The organism is Paenibacillus sp. OK003, from assembly GCF_900109515.1.
Classification (GTDB): Bacteria; Bacillota; Bacilli; order Paenibacillales; family Paenibacillaceae; genus Paenibacillus; species Paenibacillus marchantiae.
Genome location: NZ_FOBD01000004.1, coordinates 232871 through 258041, shown reverse-complemented (window position 1 = coordinate 258041; position 25171 = coordinate 232871). Strand labels below are relative to the sequence as shown.

The following is a 25171-nucleotide window of genomic DNA, read 5'->3' as shown; positions in this document are numbered from 1 at the left end:
TATTGGCCTTCTCTTGGAGCCATATCGTACTCTTCAACATTTCCGTATATTTCAAAAAGTCTCTCTATTAGTTTGGGTTCCCGCTTTTTCTTAGATAGCTGTCGCTCAAATAACCAAGAAATATCTATCTCCCCCTATTATATGCACTCAGTACTATTATAGCATGTAAACTAATAGAGGAACATGTGTACGGATCTTAAATGAGAATCTGAACAAGTAGATCTAGATAACGACACGCTATGCAAGTTGGACTATACATTTAGAGACTTCTCAAGGTTAGCTAAAGTTCTCATTTTGTATGTAGCATTCTTACGTTAGCCCGTCATTTGACAAATCCCCAAAACAAGTCCATCCTAATAACGAACCACATATTCACTATTAAGGAGTCGTTCCCGATGGTGCAAGCTAAGAAAGACGAAGTCAGGAAAGAGATTGAATATGCGGCGCTCAAAGTCTTTTTTGAAAAGGGCTATGTAGATGCCAAGATGAGCGATATCGCGGATGAGATCAATATTTCCGTGGGCAATATCTATACTTATTTTAAGAACAAGAAAGAACTATTCTACGCCGTCGTGCCGCCGGATCTCGTAGATTATCTAAAAAATGTGCTGGTGGAGACGATTCACTTTGATAACCAGACCTTGTTCGAGGAAACGGATAGCGAGCGAAAGTCGGCGCTGTTGCAGGAACAGGTGGATGTACTACGAAAATACCGGAATCAGATTGTTATCATCTTCGAAAAGAATAAAGGCACCATCTACACCAACGCCAAGAATGAGCTTGTCGAGCTGATGATCGAAACCAAGAAGGCCTATCTCAAGAATCAATATAAACGATATGAGATTGGCACCGAGGAGAACTTGATCTTACTGAACATTCTCGCGCATAATGTGATCGACATGAACCTGGATTTATTGAAGCGGGATATGAGCGAGGACAGCCGGAAGCAAATTTTCGAAGCTTTGTATGTATACAGACTGTACGGTATGAAGAGTCTCAACGAATAACACTCCATCTCATCATTTATATAATAAAAAGTTGGGCAGATGAACGTAATGTTCTCCTCCCAACTTTAAGTATGTGTTCGTCTGCAATCTCTTCGTTCAAAGAATACTATTTGTCTTTCAATTCTACTACCACGCTGTCAATTTGCAAATTTGTATCCCCTGACGCTGTTTGGGAGAATGTAATCTTCAGGCTGCCATTCGTCACTTTTACGGTTTTAGAAATGGTTGTATATTCCTCTCCATGAGGGATAGATACATAAACTGGCTTTCCCCCATAACCCGTTAATTGCATGCGACTGCTTGAGGGGTTGCCGGTATTCTGCTTTACCTTGGCGCTAACGGTGTAGGTGCCCGGGTTCAGACCAGAGACCGTTTGGAATACGCTGGCAGTATACGGCTCAGAACCATAAATCCAATACTTACTTCCTTCATAAGCATCATTAGAATCTACGCCATGATCAGCTGTTCCAGTATATGTCCATCCCTGTTGTCCATTCTCAAAATTACCGTTAACCACGTACTCCTTCATTGACGCATCTGTCTCACAGCCCGAATCTTCAACACTCATATAAATCATATTCCAATACTCCAAGGAAGGGACAGTAATTTTTAAATATTTTCCATTTCTATCTTTCCCCTTCGTAAAGGCCAACGGTTTCGATCGTCCATCATTGGCATCCGGCGAAGCCAGCCATACGCTGTTTACTTCATTCGAGTAGTAATACTTCATTTCGAAGTTGGAGATTTGCTGCGGTGTTTCCTTTTGTCCGTCATTGGCTCTCCAATCCTTCTTGCTTACTCCGAGCAAATTGATCATTTGAACGATCTCATATTGGCTATCTTTCTTGCCATAAGCCCAAATTTTGTTGGCATCTCCATAGGCACTGCTGGCATATGCCGGAAACTCAATGCGATTCGTTGTCTCTGTTTGACCATCGCGAAGCAGGTTTTCGTAAGCTACAATGAAGTCATACAACTTGCTTATGCGATGCTGCAATTCTTCTGTCATGTACAAGTTCTGATCGGGAAAATACTCGTTGCTTAGCATATTGCCGTTATCACCAAGCTCCATCCGTGCACCGCCAGCAGCATACACACTGGCACCTGTCAACATGACGGCCGCTGTATTAAACGGACTGCCTGGGTTCTGCTCACCGTAGTCGTAGCTCATATAAGCGGGAACGACAAGTGATTTCCCTCCGCTCTCTCTACGAGACTGTTCAATTTCTTTTTTTAGAGAGTAATAGGTGTCATACAGCATGCCGTCGCTATCTCGGTCCCATGGCCAAATCTCAGCATAAAGTGCATCCACACTGGATTTGTTAACGTTTTCAATTCCTTGTGCGCCGACCGGGTTAAAGACAAGTTTCTTGTCACCTATCGCTTGTTTGGCATTGTTTAAAAATTCCGTGTACGTGTCTTTTACATATAGGGTCTGGTTGTCAGCGGTTTTCATTTTTCCCCATTCACCCACAGTATCACCATGCCATCCGTCAAAATCAAAGGTCTGAAACACCTTATTCATTTCGCCAAAAATATAGTTCTGCCACCCTGGATTTCTCGGATTAAAAAAATAGAGATCTGTTATACCCGTGGATGTGGAATCCGACATTTTAAAACTGAAATTCCCCTTCCCATTCGGGTTATCATCTGCATAATAGAGGGCCCAATCCCGCTCAACTCCATCTAGGTCATAACCAGATGTCGCAGCATAGATCATATTGTAAGCCATATTCGACATCCCCATTGCTTTTGCCTGCGAGATGTAACTTCTAACTGTATCTCCGTAAATCACCCGACCTGACCAGTCGTCCCACTGAACCATGTTCGGTGAAACAGGCTTGTGATGTCGGTACTTCCAATCATAATATTGCAAAACATTAATATGATAGTTTTTAAGCTTGTCGATTCTTTCCGTGGTATTGGTATTTGGATTGAAGTCCCAAACATACCCGTAACGAGGGAATTTAGTCCACGTAGAAGATACGTCAACGCCGACCGTGTCCGAGTCAACAATCGCTCCGGCAGCGTCTTTTACGTGCACTTCAATCAGATATCCTTTAAAATCGGACTCCGGGGCAGTCCAGTTGGCCATCATCATCAGATCTGTATTGTTATTCAAATCTAATGCCTTCGTTATGGTTTCACCGACCTGCTCCTGTAAATACTTTGCTGTAATCTCTACCGAACCTCCAACAATATTCCGTCCTAATTTGTTTTTCAGATCAATGCGGAGCTCGACCTTCGATCCAGGATCATACATTGCCTTATCTGTCGTTACATCATACAACAGCTTCCCCGTACTTGCTGCTTCACTTACATTCGGATGTAAAGCAATCTGGCTAAAAAGTATAACTCCTATTAATAAAATCATTCGAGGGACTTTAATTCGATTTTTTCTCAAGAAAATCATCCTTCCTGAATTCGTATGTCAACAAATGGAAGCGCATTCATAATTTCATAATTAGAAGAAGGAGGCCGATTAAACCTGCCCTCTTCGGATTTCGTTCCTTATTCTTTCACTGATCCGATAACCAATCCAGAAACAAAGTATCTCTGCAAGAATGGATAGATTAACAACACAGGGATAATGGAAACTACAATTTTAGCTGCATTCAGCGTTTTATTCGAAACGGACGCTAGCGATTTTAATTGTGAAGGGTCCGTAACCTTCGTCACATCAACAGTCAATTGCTGAATATAGGTTTGAAGTGGATAGTTAGACGAGCTATTCATATACAGCAAACCGCTAAAGTAATCATTCCAATGACCAACCATTGAGAATAAACCGATCGTGGCCAATGCAGGCAATGAAATGGGAAGGAATATACCAAACAAAATTCTGAGTTTGGATGCACCGTCCATAACGGCAGCTTCTTCAAGCGCGTCCGGAATGCTTTTGAAAAAATTCATCAATAAGATGACGTTAAAGATCGGTACCGCCCCCGGCAATATAAGCGCCCATATCGAATCGATTAGTCCTAAACTTTTAATAACCATGAAGATTGGAATCATTCCACCAGAAAAAAGCATGGCAAATATCATACTATTCATATACATATTACGTGCATGAAAACTATGCTTATTTTTGGACAATGGATAGGCCATCAGAACAGACAACAATAAATTCAAAGCAGTACCCAGGACTACCCTCTCCACGGAAATAACAAACGAACGCCAAAACTGTGTATCATCGAGTAAAAGCTTATAGGCATTCAGATTAAAATTAACAGGCCATAGACCAACCAGATTGGCTTGGGCAGCTGATTTATCACTAAAGGAGATCGACACCATATTAAGCAGAGGTAAAAAGCATAGTGCGGTCAATAATAATAAAACAATCCATATACACACATCCGCAAAGCGGCTTCCGAATGTTTTTGATCTCATTGGGCTCTCCCTTCCTTAAAAAATCCGCATTTTCACAAGTTTAATGGATAATTGATTTGCGGCTATAAGCAAGGTAAAAGACACCACTGATTTAAGCAAACCAACTGCAGTTGCAAAGCTATATTGTTGTCCAAGCAGACCAACACGATAGACATAGGTATCAATAACATCCCCGGTTTCATAGACAATCGGATTATATAGGGCAAAAATTTGATCAAAACCGGCGTTAAGGATATTTCCTAAGTTTAAAGCTGAAATAAGCATGATCGTAGGCAAGATTCCTGGAAGTGTAATGTGGAGCAGTTGTTTGAATCTGCTGGCCCCATCAATCGACGAAGCTTCATAAAGCCCCGGATCAATGCCCGTTAGAGCGGCGAGATACACAATAGCCCCATATCCAAATCCTTTCCACACATCCGTACCAATGATAATTTCTCTAAACCAATCATTGCTTGCCAAGAAAAGAACAGGGTCTAATCCGAATAATTGTACGATTTGATTGACGGGTCCATTGTAGTCGAATACGTTAATGACAACAGCAGCCACAACCGCCCAGGATAGAAAGTTAGGTAGATACACGATGGTTTGCATCGTTTTTTTCGCCCATTTTAGTCGGATCTCATTTAATAATAAGGCAAACACGATAGGTACAATGGTTCCAAAGATGATTTTCCCAAGAGCGATTACCACTGTGTTTCTTAGAATCTTCATGCTATCGGGAATCTCGAACATATATTTGAAATTTTCCAAGCCCACCCAAGCTGATCTGAAAAGCCCTTTCGCCGGAGTATAATCTTGAAACGCCATCAGGATGCCAAACATTGGGACAAAGCTAAAGATGATCAAAAAGATAAAACCTGGCGCCATCATCAAATGATACCCAAGCTGTCCCACCACTTTTTTCCCTTTTCTCATACTTTCCCATAACCTTCTTTCAAAAATGTTAGAAGTGGGCACAAAGCTTGACTTGTCCCCACTTCAACCCTATTTATTTATTCATGATGGCCTGTGTAACTTCTTTGGTTATGTCACTTCCTCCGGTTCTGTTCCAAGTATCGACGAATGTATCAAAATAACTCAATGGCTCCTCTCCCATCACAATCTTAAGAAAGGCTTCATCCTCCAATTTGACCAGGTTCGTCCATTTCAGCTTCATGCTCTTGGTTTGACCAAAGAATACAGGGTGTACATCATTCACCTTTGTTTCCGCCATTAATTTAGCTCCTACCATTCTGGACATGTATCCACTCCATTGATTGGCATCGGCCTTCTCCGGGTCTTTCATGTAACCTACGATTTTATCGTACGATGTTCGGTCATCCAGCGTTAACGTTTCATATTCTTTCTCCCCATCAACGGTCGCCTTCAAATCCTTGTACATTTGTGCGGTTGCATCGTTATAGTTCACCATAATTCCCAGCGGTTTGCCGCCATCGAATCCACCTTTAATAAATTCGACAACCGGTTCATAGTTCAGATCTTCATTTACCAGCTTGTCATTCAGTGCGCTGGTGAGTTTCGGAAGCAGCTCCGGATGCTCGAACCCTTTTCTGACCACATAAAATTCAGCGGCTGGATTTTGGGTGTATGCCGTTACTTCTCCGCTGCCATCTTTAGAAATAATATAGGGTCTCCAATCCGCATCATTATTTTGGCGTTTGGCATCATTTAGCGGATAATCTGCCGACCACCAAGGACCGAAGAAAGCGCCTGCTTCACCGCTGATAATTACGGATTCAATGCTATCGCGCACAGCCATTTGCCGATCAATCAAGCCTTTTTTATACCAGTCGGCAAGCAATCCTAAGCTCTGTTTGGTTTCCTCCGTAGTAGACCCGTATACAACTTCCCCATCTTTATCCAGCCATTGGCGAGGGTAGGATTGATAGGTTGCAAAAATATTATCGGCCTGAAATAGTGAGCCGTATAAACCACCGATAGATTTTGCAAGCACTAATCCTACGGTTTTCCCTTTTCCGTTGCCGCCAGGATCTTTTTGTACAAACTCGGTGAGGATCTTCTCCATATCTCCAACCGTCTTAGGTTCGGACAAACCCAGCTTATCAAGCCAATCTTTTCTTACCCATAACATCGTCGGAATATTGGCATTAGAGGTTGATGGCATAGCCATCAGCTTCCCATCAAACGTGGCTGCTTCCAGTGCTCTTCCCCCATAGGAAGCATATTTTTCTTTCACGATATCCGAAGTGCTCGACTCATATACTTCTGTTAGGTCAGCGATCATATCATTATCAACCAATTGGCGTAATGTTTGCTCGTCTACTGCCATGATGTCGGGTAAATCGCCTGATGCTACAGCCATTGCTACTTTCTGATCATAGTTATCTCCAGATTGAGCCTCGAATTTATTTTCATTTTGAATATTCAGCGTTTCTTTCAAATACTGTGTAAAGGCATTGTCTTCGTAGCTTTGGCCTGCAGGCAGCTTAGGAATGCCTGGTGTCGATTTTCCGACGGTATAGGTAACGGTTTCAGCATATTTCCCATATGGCGTTAGTTCTTCGGCTGTCGCTGTTGAATTTGAGCCTTCAGGACTGGAACTTGTTGAACACCCCGCCATAAGAACGCTTACAGACATGAACAGTGCAGTCGCTGATATCAATATTTTTCTCATTCCATGCTACCCCCAACACTAAGATGTATTACAACAAGGTTCTGATCATTAATTTACACTTCAACAGCAAAAGCTTCGTAAGGATGTAATAACAGATTGGCAAAATCAACGGATTCCCGATCATAGTTGCTGATGATTATGTTCTGGCTCTGACCAAAATTCGGCATATTTAAAGTCGCCTTTTCTGGACCGAAATTCGCAACTACGGCCCATGTTTGGTCTTGATCATGCCTTAGATACATGAATACTTGCGCTGGTGTATCTACCAATTCATAGTCTCCCCACACGAGAATAGGATTTGCTTTCCTTAACTGAATTAGGTGTTTATAACAATAAAAGATCGAATTCGGGTCTGCCAGACTGGCTGTCACATTTACTTCCCGATGATTAGGGTTGACGTGCAACCACGGTATTCCTGATGTGAAACCGGCCTGTTCAGAATCATCCCATTGCATCGGAGTTCTGGAGTTATCCCGCCCCTTAGCATTGATAGATTCAATAATTTCTTCATGTTTGTATCCGCTTTCGAATCGTTCATGATACATGTTAATGCTCTCAATATCCTGAACCTCGTTAATATCCGTTACAGGGTAGTTGGTCATTCCGATCTCTTCCCCCTGATAAATGTAAGGCGTCCCTTTCATGAGATGAAGCAGGATGGCAAACATTTTTGCACTTTCGATCCGATATGCGGAATCGTTCCCCCAGCGCGACACAATCCGTGGACAGTCATGATTGTTCCAAAACAGGCTATTCCAACCTTCGTTCCCTAAGGAGACCTGCCACTTACTAAGAACCTGTTTTAATTCGTTCACATCCAGTGGCTTAAGATCCCACTTTTCCTTCCCTTCTTGTTGGTCCAAACCAATATGTTCAAATTGGAAGACCATGGACAACTCGTTGCGCTTGGGGTCCGAGTACAGCTTGGCGATTTCAGGTGTAGCCCCCCAGGTTTCTCCAACGGTTAAGACATCGTATTTCCCAAAGGTTTCTCGGTTCATTTCCTGCAAATAATCGTGCAGCTTAGGCCCATTGCCGGTTACTCCCAGATCGGGGATTTTCCCCACCAAATCGATAACATCCATTCGGAAACCGCCGACCCCTTTTTCCAGCCAGAAGTTCATCATGTCCCATACTTCTTGTCTGACTTTCTCGTTCTCCCAGTTAAGATCCGGCTGTTTTTTACTGAAGAGATGAAGATAATATTGATTGCTCTCCGCATCGTACTCCCATGCACTTCCACTAAAAGTTGAACGAAGGGAGTTGGGGACGTCGTTGTTTACCGGATCTCTCCAAATGTAATAATCACGGTATGGATTATCCTTGCTCTTCCGAGATTCAATAAACCACTTATGTTCATCTGAGGTATGATTGACAACTAAATCCATAATAATTTTGATATCGCGCTGACCTGCTTGCTCAATTAACTCATCCATATCTTCCATTGTGCCAAACTCTGGCATAATAGCTTGGTAGTCGCTGATATCATATCCGTTATCATCATTAGGAGACTGATAAACAGGACTTAGCCATATAGCCATAATCCCCAATTCCTGCAAATAATCCAATCGGTTGATCATGCCTCTCAAATCTCCAATGCCATCGCCATTGCTATCCTGAAAACTTCGAGGATAAATCTGATATATGACCGCAGTCTGCCACCATTTTTGTTTCAAAACGTCCACTCCTTACTGTCCATCGTTTTGTGATAATTACTTAAACGTTTAAGTTGACTTAATCTCTCTAAAGGTGCTTAAAACACCATGATTCAACATCATTACACTACCGAATGAATCCTTTTTAAACTTAAAATAATGTAGATCACTTGAATTTTACGTAAACGTTTACTCTGTATTGCAAAAAAAAGATTCTCACCTCCAATGCAGAATTACCTCCGATATTATAGAGCGATTATCTACATACCGGAGCGTAACCATTTGCCTTATTACAGAGTTAAAGTTATGTCTTAGATTTTACGGTTTGTCTTTCCACAATGGAATGGCTGACGATACTGCTAGGAACCTCTCCCTGCTCTTCAATTAATGTTATTAATTTTTCAACAGCAATACGTCCCATTTCAGCCAATGGTTGATGAATCGTTGTCAAAGGCGGGTAAATGATTTTTGCTAAATTTAAGTCGTCGTAACCGATGATCGAAAGCTCTTCTGGAACCTTTATCCCTTTTTCAAAAGCCATTCCCATAGCTCCAATCGCCATTTCATCACTAGCTGCGAAAAGGGCTGTGAAAGGTGGTGCTTCCTCCAATAGCTTCGCCATAGCTGATCTTCCACTTTCCATATGGAAATTTCCGTAAGCTATTTTAGTTTCTTCAAAAGGAATCCCGTGATCTGCAAGAGCTTGTCGGTAACCCTCAACGCGAGGAATACCTGCTACAGTGTCCCAAGGAGTTCCACCGATCATCGCAATGTCAGTGTGTCCTTTTTCAATTAAGTAGGCAGTTGCTTGATAAGAAGCTTGCCGATCATCGACCTTCACATACGGGATTGAGTATTTGGCAGAATGTGTGTTAACCAATACAACAGGCATCTTCATATTTTTCAACTGATGATAGTATTCATCTTTCAATAGCTCACTTGTGAATACAACACCATCCACCTGTTTTTCTCGAAGAACCTGTAAATATTTCATGGTCCTTTTTCCATCTGCTGCTGTATTACATACAATTACACTGTAATCCTTCTCATTGGCAGCTTCCTCAATACCATAAAGAATCTCGGACGTGAACCCACTGGACACATTGGGAAACAAAACGCCAATGGTTTGTGTCCTTTTATTGATGAGTCCCCGAGCAATAGCGTTAGGGTGGTATCCAAGTTCTTCAACAGCTTCAAGGACTTTAACCTTTGTTTTATGAGAATAGCCATTTAAATTATGGAGCACTCTCGAAACTGTGGCTACGGATACGTTTGCCGCTTTGGCTACATCCTTAATCGTTGGAGTAATAGTCTCACCCCATTTCTTAAATATACGTCTTACGTAAACGTTTAACTGAAGTATAATTACAACCCTTTCATTTGTCAACGACTCTTGTAAATGGGACAATGAAATCGCATTCAAACCAATCAATCATTGAAGCCCTGAGGTACATTGGATATCGGCACACAGATCAAGGAAGTAGATGAGGTACTTAACTCTGTATGGTGAGTCAAGACTGGGATTGGCACGCTCATTATTGGCAACATCCCATCAGTCAACAAAAAAACATGACCACCCGCCAGATGGGTGGTCATGTTCGGTTCATATTTTCTATTGTTCCATTAATCAAGTTCAAGAAAGATTAATGACTATGTTCTTGTATCATCAACTTTTTTTCTTGATCCGTATCAATGCACTGCGTGTTATTCTGGCATCGTGGTACACAGCGAAGGCCTCGCTGAAATAGTTCAAGTAATCGGACTCGTGGGATTTGGGGGATAGAATAATCATTTTGCGTGCCAATTCGTCACGGTACAGTTCAAATACTTTGGCTTTCCTGCTCTCGTCCAAGGCACTGTCGAATTCATCCAGCATAATGTAGCCTGGATTCGCGTCAATGGTTTTCATGAGTGCCAGTGCAAACAGCAACGAACCTAGCGATTCCTCGCCACCGGATACACCCTTGCCAACTTTGCCGCTTCGACCTTTCATGCTGATCTCTTCCAGTGTACCCCGATGCCCTTGCTTGCGTGCTTTAATATGAAGGAAATACTTAACGTTCCCCTGTTTCTGCTCCTGCATGTCCCAGCTGACTTCACCATCGAAGGAGAACTTGTCCATATAATGCACAAAGCGCTGATGAATTCGTCTGACTTCATAATGAATGGTATTCATCAGCTTTTCCTCCAGATCCTCCAGACTCTCTTCGAGCTGCTGCAAAAGTGAACGCGCCTCCAGCACCCCCTGGGCTCCCCGGTCATATTCCTGTTTCACTTTCTCATAATTTTCAAGTGCATTCTCATCTACCGCCTCTCTGCAAGCGAGCTGCAATTGCGTTAAAGCCATTTCCTTCTCATGTCGAGCTTCCGCTTCGTTCCATTGCATCTTGACGGGAAAGTCCGGCTGCTCTTCTGTAATAGCTGCAAATACGGCGGGAAGCTGCTCTGCCCAATTGAGATAAAATTGTTGTTCGGCTGCATAAGCTTGCTCCGTTACACCGCAACGCTCGCTAACCTGTTGCTTTTCCAGCTTCAGATCGTCCAGAACCCGATTGGTTGATGTGATAAATTGCGCTTTTTCCCTTAGTCTTCGGGCCGTTGATTCCAGCGTACGCTCCAACTGATCGCTCTCCGCCAGCTTGTCCTCCAATTCGCGCTCTAGCTGTTTAACGTGTGACTTGCTACGTTCCAGTTCATGCCCCAATTGCCGGAGACGCTCCAGTTCCACATTCTGATCACTAGCCTCATGATAAATGCTCATGTATTCTTGCAACGTCTGGAGCTTTAAACGCAGCATCACAATAGGCTGACTTAATGCCTCTTGCTCCAGTTGGAGCTGATCTCGTTTCGCTTTCCATCCTTGAAGTTCCTGATTTGTACGCTCCAACTCCTGCTTGGCCCAATCTCTGCGAGCCACATCCGCGATCACACCCTCGGCCGTCCGAATCTGATGCAGTATGGATCGAATCGACGTCAAACGTTCTTCGCATGTATCATATTGCTTATGGATATCCTCCAGACGTTGCTCCAGCTTGAGCAATTCTTCGTCCGTTTGTCTGATTCGGAGTGCAACGCCGCGTGGATTCAGCAGCCACTGCTCTTTTTCCTGCGCTCCACGGCGGCCCCACGAATCCAGCAACTGTCCGTTCTGCATACCTGGCTTCTGGTCCTTAACTGGCGTATGCAGTGTATGAATCCACCAGAGCGCTTTCTGCGCCGCCGCATACCGGATATCATCCAATCCCTGCTTAACTCTTAGTCCCTGCTCCTCCAACACATCGAGCGCTCTTTCGGGTACAACCTCTGGCAATTCGACGTGATACAGATCGGTTGGCGCCCGAAAGCCTTTCCCATTCACAAACAACGTATATTTGACGGGCTCCAGCCTTTTTTCCAGTTCCATTGGAGAATGTTCATCCATCTCAAGCAAATCCCTCAACGTATACACCGTGAGTCCCCGTTCTTCCAAACTCCGAATCGATGTATCTTGTCTAATGCTTCTGACCTCATCCCGAGTTAATGCTTGTCTCTCCTTACGGAGCAATTGCAGCATATCTTCAAGCTTGCGCCGTTGATCCTGTAATTCAATGCGTTTCTTCTCTAGTTGCTGCGCTTCCAGCTCTAGGCTGCTGCTTGAGCCATACTGCGCAACCATCGCTTCTGCTTCTGTTAGTTTGATCTCATGCTGCCTGAGTTCATAATCAAGCTTGGCCGAAACCTTCGTTAGCGCATCCCACTTTTCATCCGCATGAATATGCGCCTGTTTCTTTTCTATGAGCTCTTGCTCCAGCCGATCAAGTTCAGCTTGATGGGTCTGCAATCGTTCTCTTACCTCTGCTTCTGCATAGGGTACATTCTGAATGCGCTCTTGCAGCTCCTGTAGCTGATCCGCTAACTTTCGGTGCTCCAGCACCCGTGCATCATGCTCTTCGTTAAGGTGATTTACCTGGATCTCCAACTCATCCAGTACACAATCCATGACCTCTTTTTCCTGAGTGCGTTGCTTCATTTCCTCGTCATAACGTTTATGGTCACTCTCCAGCTTCATCCATTTGTCTATTTCCTCACCGTGACGATCCTCGATCTCTTCCAGTTTGTCCTTCAGCCTGAGATATTCCTGTTCATATTTCTCACGGAGTGTAGCAGAGGCCGTTAACGTAAGCTGCAGACCAAGTAAGCGCCGTTCATTACGGCTGAGTAAACGATCCTTCTCCTGCTGCCAATTGCCCAAATTCAGCTTATGTTGATGCTGGTTGCTTTCTGCGGTCTGTAACGCTTGCTGCGCTTCTTTTTGTTCTTCTTTTACACTCTCCCAATGCTTCTGCATCCGGTCAATACCTGTCATTTCGCTGAAGATACGGAATCGTTCCTCCGGACGCATCACCGCGAACTGATTCACGTCCTGCTGATACCAGATGAGATAAAACGTATCCGGGTCCACTTTGTACTTATGTTGCAATTGATGTCGATATTCATGTAGATGGTTGGTGCTATCACCTGCGACATAACGAGTCTCTTTATGCCAGTTACACTCTTCGTCTCCTTCGTATATCCAAAACTCTTTCTTAACGGGATCTCCTGGTTTTTGCTCCATATTAAGCCGAAAGCCAACATAATCGGCAGCTTCCACTTGATGATTGCCCTTATTCTCAAACACCAGTTCAATCGTTGCTCTCCAGACCTGATCAGGTGGCAAGTTACGGGAACGCAAACCATCGACTAGCACCTTTTGAGAAGCCAGCACAGCGCCTATGCAAAAGCTGATTGTCGATTTACCCGATCCATTCGGTCCTCCAATCAGAACATGATCTTGACGATCACCCAGTTCAAGCTGGGTATCCACAAAATCCCGAATGCCGCTAAAACGAATAGCCCAAGGTGTCATGAGTCTGCACCTGCCGTCAGGTTGTAACGTTTGAAGAACTTCAACACATCGTCCATATGAAGCTGCTGAGAATGACTAAATTCGGCAAACCGTTTCAAATACGAATCCGAGAACAGACGACTTCCAATCGTTGTCAGCGCGTAAGCTTCCTCGTTGGAGGGATTCTCGAATTTCACAACTGCCCCAAGTTTCATCAGCGCATCCAGGTTCATCAGAATTTTACGCCGCACGTCCAGCGATTCATGCCCGAAGGCCTCGAGCAGCTGTGCAAATAACGTATATTCATTCTGTAAAACCTCCTGATGATAAAAAATGAACATCAAGAGCGCAAGGCTTTCAGATGAAAGCAAATCTCTGGCCTGTCTGGCCGGGACATGAATCAGGGCCACGATCCGGTCTCTGCGTTCATCATAGACGACCTGAAAGTAGCGGCTAATGGATTGGTTTACCCTTTTCAAAAAAGAAATAAGTCCTTGCTCATCCTCCTGCTTTAACTTCAAAATCTTCATCACCTCACGCTTGGACAATCCAAAACTGTCACTTCGCACCGATGCGGAAGAAGAAAACATAATCTGCACAAACGCATATTCCTCATCCGGGCTCAGTACCGCGGTCAGTCGTTCCATCGCTCCCAATGGAAGCTGGCTGTGTGTTTCCTCCAGTTCGTTGAACGGCATATTTACCCCTTCCTCTCTCTACAATCTCCCATTCTTTGTCCTGAATTGTTCCTTCCGTTAAACTTTCAGGCTGTACTTCTGTACTCTCGTCAATCGATGCTTTCTGAGCACCAGTAAGTGCCGCGACAGCGAGCAACGCATTGACTGCATCTGACCAATGATGCGATCCCGCCTCCAGCAACAGCTCCTGTAATCCCAAACGCTCTTTCTCCTCCAATACACGCTCCACTTCATCCGTTCGAATGTTCGTCTTGGTCATATGCCACTCCACTTCCTGCAACCTAGCTTCCAGTTCCTCTTCCGTCCATTCCTCTGCCTGAATATACTGCGGCTCAGTGTATTCCTGAACGGGCTCCGTAGAAGGGACATAATTCTCCAGATAGTGCACGGTATCGGCCAGTTGACGGTTGGAGATGGGAGAAGCAAACTGAACCGGGACCCACATGCCATCCAGTCTCTCACCGGAAATACGATCCTGCTCCAGAAAGCTCAAAATCTCATGACCACTCGGCAATTCCGAATCCGAACGCTTGAGAAACGATTGAATTATAAATTGACGAATCGCTTGTGGAGATATCTCTTGTCCAACTTCTGTTTGCTGTAGATGCGAAAATTTCAGAAACTTGTTCAACGTCCCCATCGATACTTGAGTCCCCTCGAACATCACTTCCGTTCCGCGCTTCAAAATCGGGGCAAAGGTAAATCCTTCTTCAAATGTAGAAAACCGCTCCAGTCGTTCATTCATCCGTGTCTTTAATTCCTGCATAAGCTCCACAATGATTTGAATCTGTGGCAGCGCATGTCGATCAGCAAGAAATTCCAGTTGGCGTTCTTTCAATTTGTCTACAGCATCTTCAACATTACGAATCATGCTTGCAAGCCGATTACCTCCCGAAATGCCTTTGTCATCATAGGCCTCACTTAGGTCCGCATCTCGCTTCGCCTGAAACAAGGAACGGGCAATTTCATCCTGCATGTAATACGCGAGTGAATCATTGGCAAGCCGGATGAGCATGTCCATCATGCGTTTTCCCGCATCCATCATCGTCAAGCGTTTCTTGCCGCGAATGATCCAGTTATATTTTTGCAAAACATGTAGCAAACGCTCCATCGGAATATTCGGCTCAGTTCCATAACGATTCCGAAAGCGATAGAACAAAGCCTCCTGATCCTCCAATGGCTCGTCCAGTCCAAGGGCTTCACGCTGAATCAGATTCAACATTTTCAGAACCTCTAGCACTTTCAGCGGCTCCTCGAAATATTCACGCAGCTCGGTTAACACACCTGCCAGCTTGACGATATCCCTTAGCGCTTCCTTTTGCAGATGGTCCGGGGTATCAGCGCCCAGAATTGAGATCATACTGTTGCCAACCAACTCATCCAACGCTCCGCACCTCCCATCTCGGCTTCCTGTTCTCCAGCGTGCCCGAGAGCAAGCCTTTTCTCCATTTCGGTCTCGAAAGATGCCCATTGGTGAGCTTCACCTTGAAATTGCTCCCTTTGATTGGCGGACGAGATCGGAAGAATCCATTTGGTGATTAAAGCCGTGTGAGACTGCAACAAGGATTCCACATTTTTCGTGATAACGAATCCCGCATCATCGATGTCACACCAGACTACCACTTGCTCCAAGTGTTTAGAATGTGTTAGCACGTCAGCAATAAATTTGCGGTGTCCACCTCGTAGTTGACCATCTATTCCCAACACCAAACTGTCTGAACGCATCAGAAAATCAGGCTCTGCTACCATTCGTGTAACAACCGCACGATTCTCCACAATCCACAGAACACGACATGTCGTATAGAAATGAGTGCTAAATACCGTCAGATCCGTCGTCGCATGCAGGAAACCCTGTGGATACTGAAATCCACCCGTTCCGCTTAATTGACCTGCAAAATAGACAGGTGTAATCACACCTTGACTGGACAATCCGATGACATGCAACGGAAATCCGAGATTTTGCTCGAATTGCTCCAAAAAAGAGAGCTTGTGTATATCAAAACGTTTGGAGCCACCAATCGTACGATAATGTCGTGCCCCAATCTCTTTCCAGTCAAAAGAGGTCTTGATGGAAACAATCTCGGCAACAGCTATAACGAACTCGACATACAGTAAAAGTTTCTTATGGGTCCAGGCTGAACGATCCACCTCCAAAGAGTCAGCAATTTCGTTCATGCCAGATGTTTGCTTCAATACTGAAACGAACCTCTCCACAAAGCGCCAGAAGGCTTGGCGGTACTCATATATTTGATTCGTTCTCGCTGAGTCTTCTGGGAAAATGTTGGGGTCCTCTTTTACAGCATTCAGTACAGTCGTTAAAGCACTGCACCAATCCTCAACTAACTCCTGGCTTTTTTCTTCTTCTTGCACCTTTTTCAGTTCCAGCAGTTGGTATAACCTGTAGCCCATCCTGTATTCACTTTGTTTTCCCGTCTTTCCGTCGGGTTCATATCGTACAATTCGTAAAATAAAACCTCGGTGCAACAACGCTTGTATATCTGATTCCAGTAATCCGCTTCGCTTCAAATCCGTGTCTGTTTTTCGAACACCTGTGCTGTAAAATAAATGAATTGCCCTCTCTTCTATGTCGCTAAAAGCATTTAGGCTCTGATCTTCATCGTCCTCCATCATCATAGCCGTAATTCTAGCAACTCTTTTCCTGATTCTAGCGGATACCTGATAGACATCCAATGCATATATTATTCCAGCGTCTGTGACTGGATTGTCTTCAAGCTCCAGACCTTTCTTCAGATAATGCTTATATATAAACTCTTTCATCTCGGGATTCATGATCCATGCTCATCCTTCATCATTAATATCTTGTATTGTTAATATAACACTGGTATAACTACATGCAAATAAAGTCCGCTAAACACGAAAGCTCGAACGCTTCTTTACGAATTTAACTAACAAACACGTAGACGACATGGTGACTCGAACCAATGCGAAGATTCTAGTTACGGCATCGTTACGGGCCCCGTGATCTTTTAGCAAACAATTGACTTTTCCACTTGAATTTAAACCTTAATAGCAACAAAGACCATCCTGTTAGATGGCCTATAATTTATTTTAATTCAATCTCATCTAATAAGTTTCAATCGACAGTTTACCATACCCATAGTAAAATAATGGAATGTCTATTCGCAATTGTAATATCAACGGTGGAGGATATGATTATCCATAAAACCAAAAGGTCCATAGACTATCTATGGGCCTTTTGCTTTGGTTAACATTTCTGGCTTAAGCTAATATCCAGTAGTGACTGTGCCTCATCTTCCAACATGGAGGAAGCTATCATCATGAAGTCTTCAGCCCCAATTTCAAAATGGCCTTTACGAAATGGAAACCCCCAATTGCGATTCCCGCGTGTAAAACTGAGTTGGTCTAACAACGTTGCGATCTTTACTTCTCGGCACGAAAGATAACGGAGATCTCGGCGAAAGGGTACGAAGGATTCCGACATCTGATATTGGTATATCCTGTCGTCGGTAATTTGACCGATAGCGGTAAACGCCTGAAGTGGCTTGCCTGTTGATATGTCTGTGCGTGGAGAATAGTATATCAGCCAATCACCCGCGGACATCTGTCGCAACAGTGCTGACTTGCCATGGCACAGCTGCGCAAAACCTCCCTCTACGGCTACATTCACATGAGAAGCAGATACAACGCCAATCCAATATCTGCTATCCTGATTTGGTTTCATGGATACATCCCATTCCCTTCTCTCGTTTACATTTCCAGATTCGTTTTCAATCGATCCAATTGCAAAAAATGATGTCTGTAGTGCATCTCTATCAACAAAAACCATTCTTGAGCGTTTAAAGCTCCAAGAGCTGGATGAAGTATTTTGTTGCTTACGGACGCTTGGTGTAGAACAGATGCCGTACTTCTCATCCGGTCCACTACCTCGTGAAGCCCATTGATCAAGAACTCCATGCTCTCGGGTGGTTGCGGGGTGTACTGCGGGGAAGCAGGTACCTTAACGGGAACGGGCGGGAATTGTCCTAATTCAAACACTTACCTACCCAGATCTGTTTTTTCATCCCCCGAGTTTAACGCCGAATCCTCGTTGCTCAAACACTGCTCAATATTACGCAGATGCAAGAAAAGCGCTGATTGAATCAAATGTACATACATCTGTCCAATGGACCATTCCTCTTCACTTTGTTTTTTATATAAGCTAGACATATCCAAATTTTTCAGTTCTGCCAAATATCGTTCTACAGCAGTTTCAAATGATTTCAATACTTCCGTTGTACTCCTCATCCTTCAACCCACTCCTCTTGATCTGTGATATATCAAAGTATAAAAAAACACTACTGACAGGTGTATGTCAGTAGTGTTTTAAGATGTTTTTGGCTACTTCCTGCATTCGGAAGCGTAAAGACTCCGGTTCCAAGACCTCGATATCTCCACCCCAGCCAAGTAAATAATGCAATATTTCCTCCGGGTAGCGGACACGAAAATGAAAAATGACACCTTCCTCTTGCTCCTCAAATGCATCCATATAAAAATGAAGTGCCTCCATAATTTTGTCAGCAATTTCAGGTTTAGCCCGAATTAATACTTGTTCGTTACGATCCTCAGGAGGTCGATAACTGTTTAGATCAAAATCCGGTGGCAATAGGAATTGATCCTCCAGCACGGAAAGTTCAGTCATGCGTGACAAACGAAAATGGCGGATGTCTTGTCGCATATCACAACGTGCAATCAATACCCAATTCTCCTGAACAAGTGAGAGTCCATAGGGTGAAACCTCACGCATATTATACCGATTGCCATCCGTTCCTGGCATTTTTTTCAGGTACATGAAGCTGATTTTACGTTGCTCCAAAATGGCATTGCGTATCTGGTTAAGGTATGTTTTCACCCGCGCTCGGGTTAATGGTTCAACCGTATGAAGCAGTCGCATCGTTTCCCGAACACGTGTGGATTCGTCACGAACGGATTCTGGCAAGATCGCTTCAATTTTCCGTTGAGCCGACTTAGCCTCCATCGCGTATTCTGTATCCAATCTCTGTTCGATAAAATCAGCTCCCATGAGCAAGGATACGGCTTCTTCTGCTGTAAAACTTACCGGGGGCAGAAAATATCCTTCCATTAGAGAATAACCATGACCCGGAGCTCCCATAATCGGAACACCAGCCTCACTTAATGCCTGGATATCGCGATATATCGTACGTATGCTTGTCTCAAATTGAGATGCCAGATCCTCAGCTCTGATCATCTTACTTCGCTGCAATTCAAGCGTTATAGCAAGCTGCCGCTCCGTTTTGTTCATTTTCTAAGCCCCCACCATTCATCATCCAAACCTAACTCATTCTATCACAATAGAGGTATCAACAATCTTTATTGTCAAAAAACGGATGTTACCTTTAAAGCCCTTTATCAATATCGGGTTAAGGGTATCTATGTCCGTAGGTAAGGATCTTGTTTGTGTTCCTGCTCAACATTAAGCCTGTACTTCAACATAAATTTTTTTCGCCCAAATATATTGATTAGAGTGCAATTTATGATGAAGGGTGTGAAAAAAGTGGCTTTTATTGAAAGGTACGTGATCAACGATACAGGTGCCGTAACATTCACAGGTAACACTTTGGGTCTGAGCCGGTCCAATACGGTGGGTGTTCCAGGTACGGTGGACAGTATTGGAGGCTACATCATCACGGATACCAACGTGCAGTTCGGCTCCTATCCGCCGGGAACCACCAACGTATTTCAGAACAACAGCTCAGCTGCGGTTCTCAATCTGCCTGCGGGCAGTACGGTTCTCTATGCGGAGTTAATCTGGGGAGGAACGTACATTGATAACCAGGAGAACAATTCGGCTTTTATTAACAAAGACGTCATCCTGACAACACCTGCTGGTGTAACAACGGTCTCACCCGATCCAGCTACAGCCAGAGAAGTGATTCTGTCCACGGCATCTGGATTCCCGACAACCTATGCATACGTGCGGTCGTCTGATGTGACGGATATCATTCGGTCTGGAGGAACCGGTACATATGTAACAGGCGGGGTTGTGGGAACGTTGTCCATTCCCGATCCCAATTCGAATAACGCAGGCTGGACGCTAGGAGTCGTTTATCGCAATCCGGGCTTACCCCTGCGAAATCTATCCATTCGGGTAGGCGCGGATGTGATCCTTTCCACATCGGGTCCGGTCACAACACCGATCGAGGGCTTTGCGACGCCATTTACTGGTCCCTTATCAGGACGCGCATTGCTCGCCGCACAAGAGGGAGATGCGAACAAAACGGGTGATCAGGCCCTGTTTGGTCCAACCGTCTCGAATCTCAGTGCATTGTCCGGCCCCAACAACTTTGCAACCAATTTCTTTGCCTCCCAGATCAACGGAGATACTGGAGCATTGGATACCACAGGCACCTTTGGCAACCGGAATCAGATCAATGGTACGCCCGGAACCGATATTGTTGGCGGACGACAAGGGTGGGATATCACCAATGTGGATGTCAGCAGTACACTTGTAAATACTCAAACGTCCGCTTTTCTACGTTTGACAACATCTGGAGACGGTTATTTGGTTAATTCCTTCGCCCTTCAGATAAATATTAATACACCTGTCATTACAGCAACCAAGACGGCAAGTGAAGAGGACGCCATTGTTGGGGACACGATTACCTATTCCGTACTTGTACAAAATACCTCCATATCGAACGCAACCGATGTAGTTGTATTTGACAATATTCCTGCCGGCAGTGCTTTTGTGGCGAATAGCGTTACGATTGATGGTGTGTCACAACCAGGAGCGGACCCCATAACCGGAATTTTGGTAGGTTCCCTCCCGGCCGGTGCATCTGTTGTCGTTACATTCCAAGTACAGGTAACCACCTTACCAACACCGCCTCGTTTATTCGATCAGGCCAAGGTCGGTTATACGGCACCTACAGTACCTGGTGGACCTATCATTTCCAATGAGGTTCCCTCCAACGCGGTAACGATTCCGGTCTTTCAACCGGATCTTGCGATTGTCAAAAGTGCGGATACTGCCAATGCCCTGGTTGGCAGTACGGTTACGTACACCTTGGTCGTAACCAATATTGGAAATATTGATGCACTCACAACGGTCACAGACCCCATTCCGGACGGTTCAAACTTTGTACCAGGAAGCGTGACCGTCAACGGTGTTGTTCAGCCATCATATAATCCGGCCAGCGGAATACCCGTCGGGAACATTCCGATTGGGAGTTCTACTACGATTACGTTCCAGGTTGTGGTGATCGGCTTGCCACGTGGTTTTGATCTGAATAATCAAGGTACCGCTGATTACACCTCACAGTTGCCTGATGGTCGAATCCTTACAGATTCCTCCCTCTCGAACGTGGTGACGGTGACTGTATCAACTCCGATGGTCAGTGTCACCAAAACAGCCAGTGCCATTGATGCTGTTGTTGGAGATACACTGACGTATACCGTTGTCATCACGAATACAGACACCACTCCGATTAATAACGTTGTTTTTGCAGATGCCATTCCGTCCGGTTCGGCATTTATTCCCGGCAGTGTAACCGTTGACGGCATTGTTCAGCCTTCTGCTGATCCGGTAGCAGGGGTTAGTCTAGGAACCATTGGTCCAGGTGTGTCCGTTACTGTCACCTTCAGCACTACCGTTGTTTTCGTACCTGATCCGCCAGAGCTGGTTGATCAGGCGCAGGTTACTTTTACAAGTGGCACGTTTGAGGGAGCGTCCTTCTCTGATCCTTTGATCATACCCGTATATCAGCCTGTGATCACAACAACGAAAAGCTCGGACCCCACCTTTGCAACCGTTGGTCAAACGATAACGTACCAGCTGAATGTGACGAATACCGGCAATATTGCCGCAACGCTGACCCTTACGGACGTGATTCCGCCAGATGCCGCTTTTGCACCGGGAACCGTGATAGCCAATGGCATCCCTTTACCTGCGGCTGATCCCAATGCAGGCATCCCCTTAGGAACGCTGGCTCCGGGCGATTTCGTGTTCGTTACATTTCAGATTATCGTGAATACCTTGCCCGCCAATCAGCAGTTAACGAATCAGGCAACGACGGATTACACATTCAATCCACCCGATGGACGTGTCATTTCGGGAAGCTCCCCTTCCAATGAGATCATCATACCGATATCCGCACCAGACCCGATTGTAACCAAAAGCGCTGATGTCATCGATGCTGTGGACGGAGATGTTATAACCTATACGATCGTTATTGCAAATATTGAAAGCTTCCCCGTCAATAATGTGATTTTTTCTGATCCGATCCCGGCAGGCTCCGTTCTTGTTCCGAATAGTGTAACCTTGAACGGGACGGTCATCCAGGGTGCCGATCCTTCCACTGGCGTTAATATTGGAACCATTGCTGGCAATAGTCAGGTTGTCGTGACCTTTCAGGTGAGTGTGACCAATCTGCCTGTCCCTCTGCCCATCCCGTTTAATTTGACAGATCAAGCGAGCATCAATTTTATTGTCGGAACAACGCCTATCGTGAATTTGTCCAATATTGTGACGATCCCTGTGTATGCGCCAATTATTGATATAGTGAAATCCGCCTCCGAGTTGAATGCTATTGTGGGAGATACCATTACCTACACCCTAATCGTGAGCAATACGGGGAATTTGAATGCGGATGTCATTTTATTTGACCCGTTGCCACCAGGAGAGACCTTTGTTCAAAACAGTGTGTTCATTAACGGGAATCGCTGGAGTGGCGCCAGTCCTGTGACAGGAGTTATTCTTGGCACCGTATCACCCGGATTTCCGGTCGTTGTCACTTTCCAGGCTGCAGTCACATCTTTACCTGATCCGCCTGTACTGAACAATCAAACGAGAGCCGATTATGTTGCCCTTGTACCCGATGGTCGAATTCTCAGTGACAGCGTATTATCCAATATAGTCTCTATACCGGTAACGGCTGCGGATATTGTTTCAGTGATCAAATCAGTTCCTGTAGTGGATGTTCAGATTGGGGAGACGATCACCTATACCCTTCTGATCAAAAATAATGTATCAACACCCATTACTGATGTTGTGCTTACAGACCCCATTCCGGCTGGTACCACATTTGTCCCAGGAAGTGTTACCGTCGATGGCACTGTTATTCCCGATGCTAATCCGGCTGCAGGTATTACGATCAGTTCGATCATGCAAAATGGCTCAGCAACCGTCACTTTTCAAGTTGTCGTCGATGATCGCGTTATTAATGAGCCTGTACCCATCCTCGTAACCAATCAGGCCAATGTACAATTCACCACAGGAAATTTCACAGATACCGTGCAGTCCAATGCCGTAACAACCCCTGTAAATATCCCGGTCATTTCCATTGTCAAATCAGCCTCCAGCACCAATGTTCAGGTCGGAGATACGGTTCAGTATCTGTTTACCGTGAGCAACACAGGGAATATTGCAGCCAATGTGACTTTGCTGGATTCATTGTCATCCAGTACGACCTTTGTACAGGGCAGTGTCATATCTAATGGTAGCAGCTTGCCCGCAGCAAACCCGGCTCCTGGCATTGCTTTGGGTGAGATCACTCCGGAGCAGATTGTTCAGGTTTCATTCTCGGTGGGCATCAACGCCATACCAACAAATTTCGAGATCATCAACCAAGCGATTGCCAGCTTCTCGTTCCTTACCGCAGACGGGAGAACACTTACTGACACCTCACAGTCCGATCCAATCACTCTTCTTGTAGGCCATCCCAATGTGTCCATTAACAAAACAGCCAACAGAACGGATGCCTTGCCTGGTGATGTCATTACCTATACCCTCCTTATACGCAATAATAATCGATCGCCTATAAGTTCGGTTGTATTGACCGATCCTGTTCCCCCAGGAACAACATTTGTTACAGGCAGTGTCGTCGTTAACGGAGTAGTGGCATCGTCGGGTATTCCTGCGAACGGAATCAACCTCGGCATGATTCCGCCAGGAGGTACTGCAACGGTCACATTCCAGGTCAGCGTAAACGCGGGCATTACATTTTCCCAAATTACAAATCAGGCGAACCTTCAATATACGTTGGGACAGACGGTCTTTACCATCCAATCCAATGCCGTCAACGTACTCGTGACTTCCACTTCGACAACACTGATTAACCTCCAAAAAACAGCGGACAAAACTTCCGTTGTTGTGGGCGATACCATCACGTATCAATCCGTCATTACCAATACGGGAAGTACAATTGTTCAGGTTACGATAACCGATTCGATCCCGACCGGGACCCGCTTTGTTGAGGAAAGTGTAAGGCTGGAAGGACAACCGGTTACTGGAGCCAATCCGGCCGCAGGCATCTTCATTGCGTCACTTCAGCCGGGCCATACTGCAAGTGTTACGTTTGAGGTTATCGTCATCAACCAGCCCGTAAACGGAAATATCGTCAACCAATTATCAGCTAAATTCCAAGCTCAAGGCCAAGCAACAGCAGGCTCATTGCAATCCAATACAGTGGTGATTCCGAGCCGCTTTCCACAGCTTACCATTGTCAAAAGTGCTAACAAACAAGAGGTTGAAGTCCATTCCCATCTCCGTTATAAAATTTTGATTCATAACGCAAGCTTATTGTCAGCGACAGATGTCATTCTGAAGGATGTCATTCAAGCGGAGTCCACCTTTATTGCTGGCAGCGTGGTGGTTAACGGACAGCTTCAACCCGATGGAGACGTTATAAAAGGACTTCCACTGGGTACAATCGCCCCAGGAGGAACGGTAGACGTTCAATTTAATGTGCTGGTTCATAACATACCTGAATACTGCAGGTTGCTTAATCAGGCTTTATTACATTTTAACGTTGCACTGCCTGATGGCACCCAGTTACCTTCTTTTCTAGCCTCTAATAAAACCGATGTTGAAATTATAGAACAAGAGGAATAGGCTTCGCTGAAGAGCAGACTTTTCATAAAGATGTCACACGCAAAATAAACAA

At 44.8% G+C, this 25171-nt stretch carries 16 protein-coding genes; 2 read left to right on the top strand and 14 right to left on the bottom strand.

What is annotated here, in order from left to right; genetic code table 11:
* Positions 1–395: 395 nt before the first annotated feature.
* Positions 396–1007 (top strand): TetR/AcrR family transcriptional regulator, encoded by a 612-nt coding sequence (locus BMW94_RS08115; protein WP_090809647.1) that lies wholly within the window; start codon positions 396–398, stop codon positions 1005–1007.
* Positions 1008–1113: 106 nt separating this feature from the next.
* On the opposite strand, the gene BMW94_RS08110 is transcribed toward BMW94_RS08115, so the two are convergent.
* From BMW94_RS08110 to BMW94_RS08050, 14 genes are all read right to left on the bottom strand, one after another.
* A complete protein-coding gene (locus BMW94_RS08110; RefSeq protein ID WP_254790169.1) occupies positions 1114–3411 on the bottom strand; it encodes a glycoside hydrolase family 66 protein in 2298 nt (765 codons plus the stop codon).
* A gap of 107 nt (positions 3412–3518) precedes the next feature.
* The gene (locus tag BMW94_RS08105) at positions 3519–4397 is read right to left on the bottom strand and encodes a carbohydrate ABC transporter permease (protein ID WP_090996772.1); all 879 of its coding nucleotides are present in this window, start codon (positions 4395–4397) and stop codon (positions 3519–3521) included.
* A 15-nt stretch (positions 4398–4412) separates the two neighbouring features.
* The gene (locus tag BMW94_RS08100; RefSeq protein WP_090996769.1) at positions 4413–5312 is read right to left on the bottom strand and encodes an ABC transporter permease; all 900 of its coding nucleotides are present in this window, start codon (positions 5310–5312) and stop codon (positions 4413–4415) included.
* A 73-nt stretch (positions 5313–5385) separates the two neighbouring features.
* Positions 5386–7032, bottom strand: coding sequence for a type 2 periplasmic-binding domain-containing protein (locus BMW94_RS08095; RefSeq protein ID WP_090996765.1), 1647 nt, complete (start codon positions 7030–7032; stop codon positions 5386–5388).
* A gap of 53 nt (positions 7033–7085) precedes the next feature.
* Positions 7086–8708, bottom strand: a complete 1623-nt coding sequence (locus BMW94_RS08090) for a glycoside hydrolase family 13 protein (RefSeq protein WP_090996762.1) — start codon at positions 8706–8708, stop codon at positions 7086–7088.
* Positions 8709–8991: 283 nt separating this feature from the next.
* Positions 8992–9996 (bottom strand): LacI family DNA-binding transcriptional regulator, encoded by a 1005-nt coding sequence (locus tag BMW94_RS08085; protein WP_090997091.1) that lies wholly within the window; start codon positions 9994–9996, stop codon positions 8992–8994.
* Positions 9997–10353: 357 nt separating this feature from the next.
* A complete protein-coding gene (locus tag BMW94_RS08080) occupies positions 10354–13572 on the bottom strand; it encodes an AAA family ATPase (RefSeq protein WP_090996760.1) in 3219 nt (1072 codons plus the stop codon).
* Positions 13569–14249 (bottom strand): hypothetical protein, encoded by a 681-nt coding sequence (locus tag BMW94_RS08075; protein WP_090996757.1) that lies wholly within the window; start codon positions 14247–14249, stop codon positions 13569–13571. The genes BMW94_RS08080 and BMW94_RS08075 overlap by 4 nt, the downstream gene beginning before the upstream one ends.
* Positions 14164–15633 (bottom strand): hypothetical protein, encoded by a 1470-nt coding sequence (locus tag BMW94_RS08070; protein WP_175480624.1) that lies wholly within the window; start codon positions 15631–15633, stop codon positions 14164–14166. The genes BMW94_RS08075 and BMW94_RS08070 overlap by 86 nt, the downstream gene beginning before the upstream one ends.
* Positions 15606–17039: a hypothetical protein gene (locus BMW94_RS08065; RefSeq protein ID WP_090996754.1), complete on the bottom strand. Its 1434-nt coding sequence runs from the start codon at positions 17037–17039 to the stop codon at positions 15606–15608. The genes BMW94_RS08070 and BMW94_RS08065 overlap by 28 nt, the downstream gene beginning before the upstream one ends.
* A gap of 436 nt (positions 17040–17475) precedes the next feature.
* Positions 17476–17952 carry an EVE domain-containing protein gene (locus BMW94_RS08060; RefSeq protein WP_090996751.1) on the bottom strand — a complete coding sequence of 159 codons (477 nt, stop codon included), beginning with the start codon at positions 17950–17952 and terminating at the stop codon, positions 17476–17478.
* 26 nt (positions 17953–17978) lie between these two features.
* Positions 17979–18266: a DinB family protein gene (locus tag BMW94_RS31270; RefSeq protein WP_368086903.1), complete on the bottom strand. Its 288-nt coding sequence runs from the start codon at positions 18264–18266 to the stop codon at positions 17979–17981.
* Positions 18267–18515: a DinB family protein gene (locus tag BMW94_RS31265; protein ID WP_368086902.1), complete on the bottom strand. Its 249-nt coding sequence runs from the start codon at positions 18513–18515 to the stop codon at positions 18267–18269.
* 67 nt (positions 18516–18582) lie between these two features.
* Entirely contained in the window at positions 18583–19530 is a 948-nt protein-coding gene (locus tag BMW94_RS08050; RefSeq protein WP_090996748.1) for a helix-turn-helix transcriptional regulator, read from the bottom strand.
* Between the two features lie 231 nt (positions 19531–19761).
* Here BMW94_RS08050 and BMW94_RS08045 point away from each other — a divergent pair, with 231 nt between their 5' ends.
* Positions 19762–25119 carry a DUF7507 domain-containing protein gene (locus tag BMW94_RS08045; RefSeq protein ID WP_254790168.1) on the top strand — a complete coding sequence of 1786 codons (5358 nt, stop codon included), beginning with the start codon at positions 19762–19764 and terminating at the stop codon, positions 25117–25119.
* The last annotated feature ends 52 nt before the right edge of the window (positions 25120–25171 follow it).

Bases quoted from the DNA above. Each gene is read 5' to 3' on its own strand.
- BMW94_RS08115 (WP_090809647.1), top strand. From the start codon at position 396: ATGGTGCAAGCTAAGAAAGACGAAGTCAGGAAAGAGATTGAATATGCG.
- BMW94_RS08105 (WP_090996772.1), bottom strand. From the start codon at position 4,397: ATGAGATCAAAAACATTCGGAAGCCGCTTTGCGGATGTGTGTATATGG.
- BMW94_RS08100 (WP_090996769.1), bottom strand. From the start codon at position 5,312: ATGAGAAAAGGGAAAAAAGTGGTGGGACAGCTTGGGTATCATTTGATG.
- BMW94_RS08095 (WP_090996765.1), bottom strand. From the start codon at position 7,032: ATGAGAAAAATATTGATATCAGCGACTGCACTGTTCATGTCTGTAAGC.
- BMW94_RS08080 (WP_090996760.1), bottom strand. From the start codon at position 13,572: ATGACACCTTGGGCTATTCGTTTTAGCGGCATTCGGGATTTTGTGGAT.
- BMW94_RS08075 (WP_090996757.1), bottom strand. From the start codon at position 14,249: ATGCCGTTCAACGAACTGGAGGAAACACACAGCCAGCTTCCATTGGGA.
- BMW94_RS08065 (WP_090996754.1), bottom strand. From the start codon at position 17,039: ATGAATCCCGAGATGAAAGAGTTTATATATAAGCATTATCTGAAGAAA.
- BMW94_RS08060 (WP_090996751.1), bottom strand. From the start codon at position 17,952: ATGAAACCAAATCAGGATAGCAGATATTGGATTGGCGTTGTATCTGCT.
- BMW94_RS31265 (WP_368086902.1), bottom strand. From the start codon at position 18,515: ATGAGGAGTACAACGGAAGTATTGAAATCATTTGAAACTGCTGTAGAA.
- BMW94_RS08050 (WP_090996748.1), bottom strand. From the start codon at position 19,530: ATGAACAAAACGGAGCGGCAGCTTGCTATAACGCTTGAATTGCAGCGA.
- BMW94_RS08045 (WP_254790168.1), top strand. From the start codon at position 19,762: ATGATGAAGGGTGTGAAAAAAGTGGCTTTTATTGAAAGGTACGTGATC.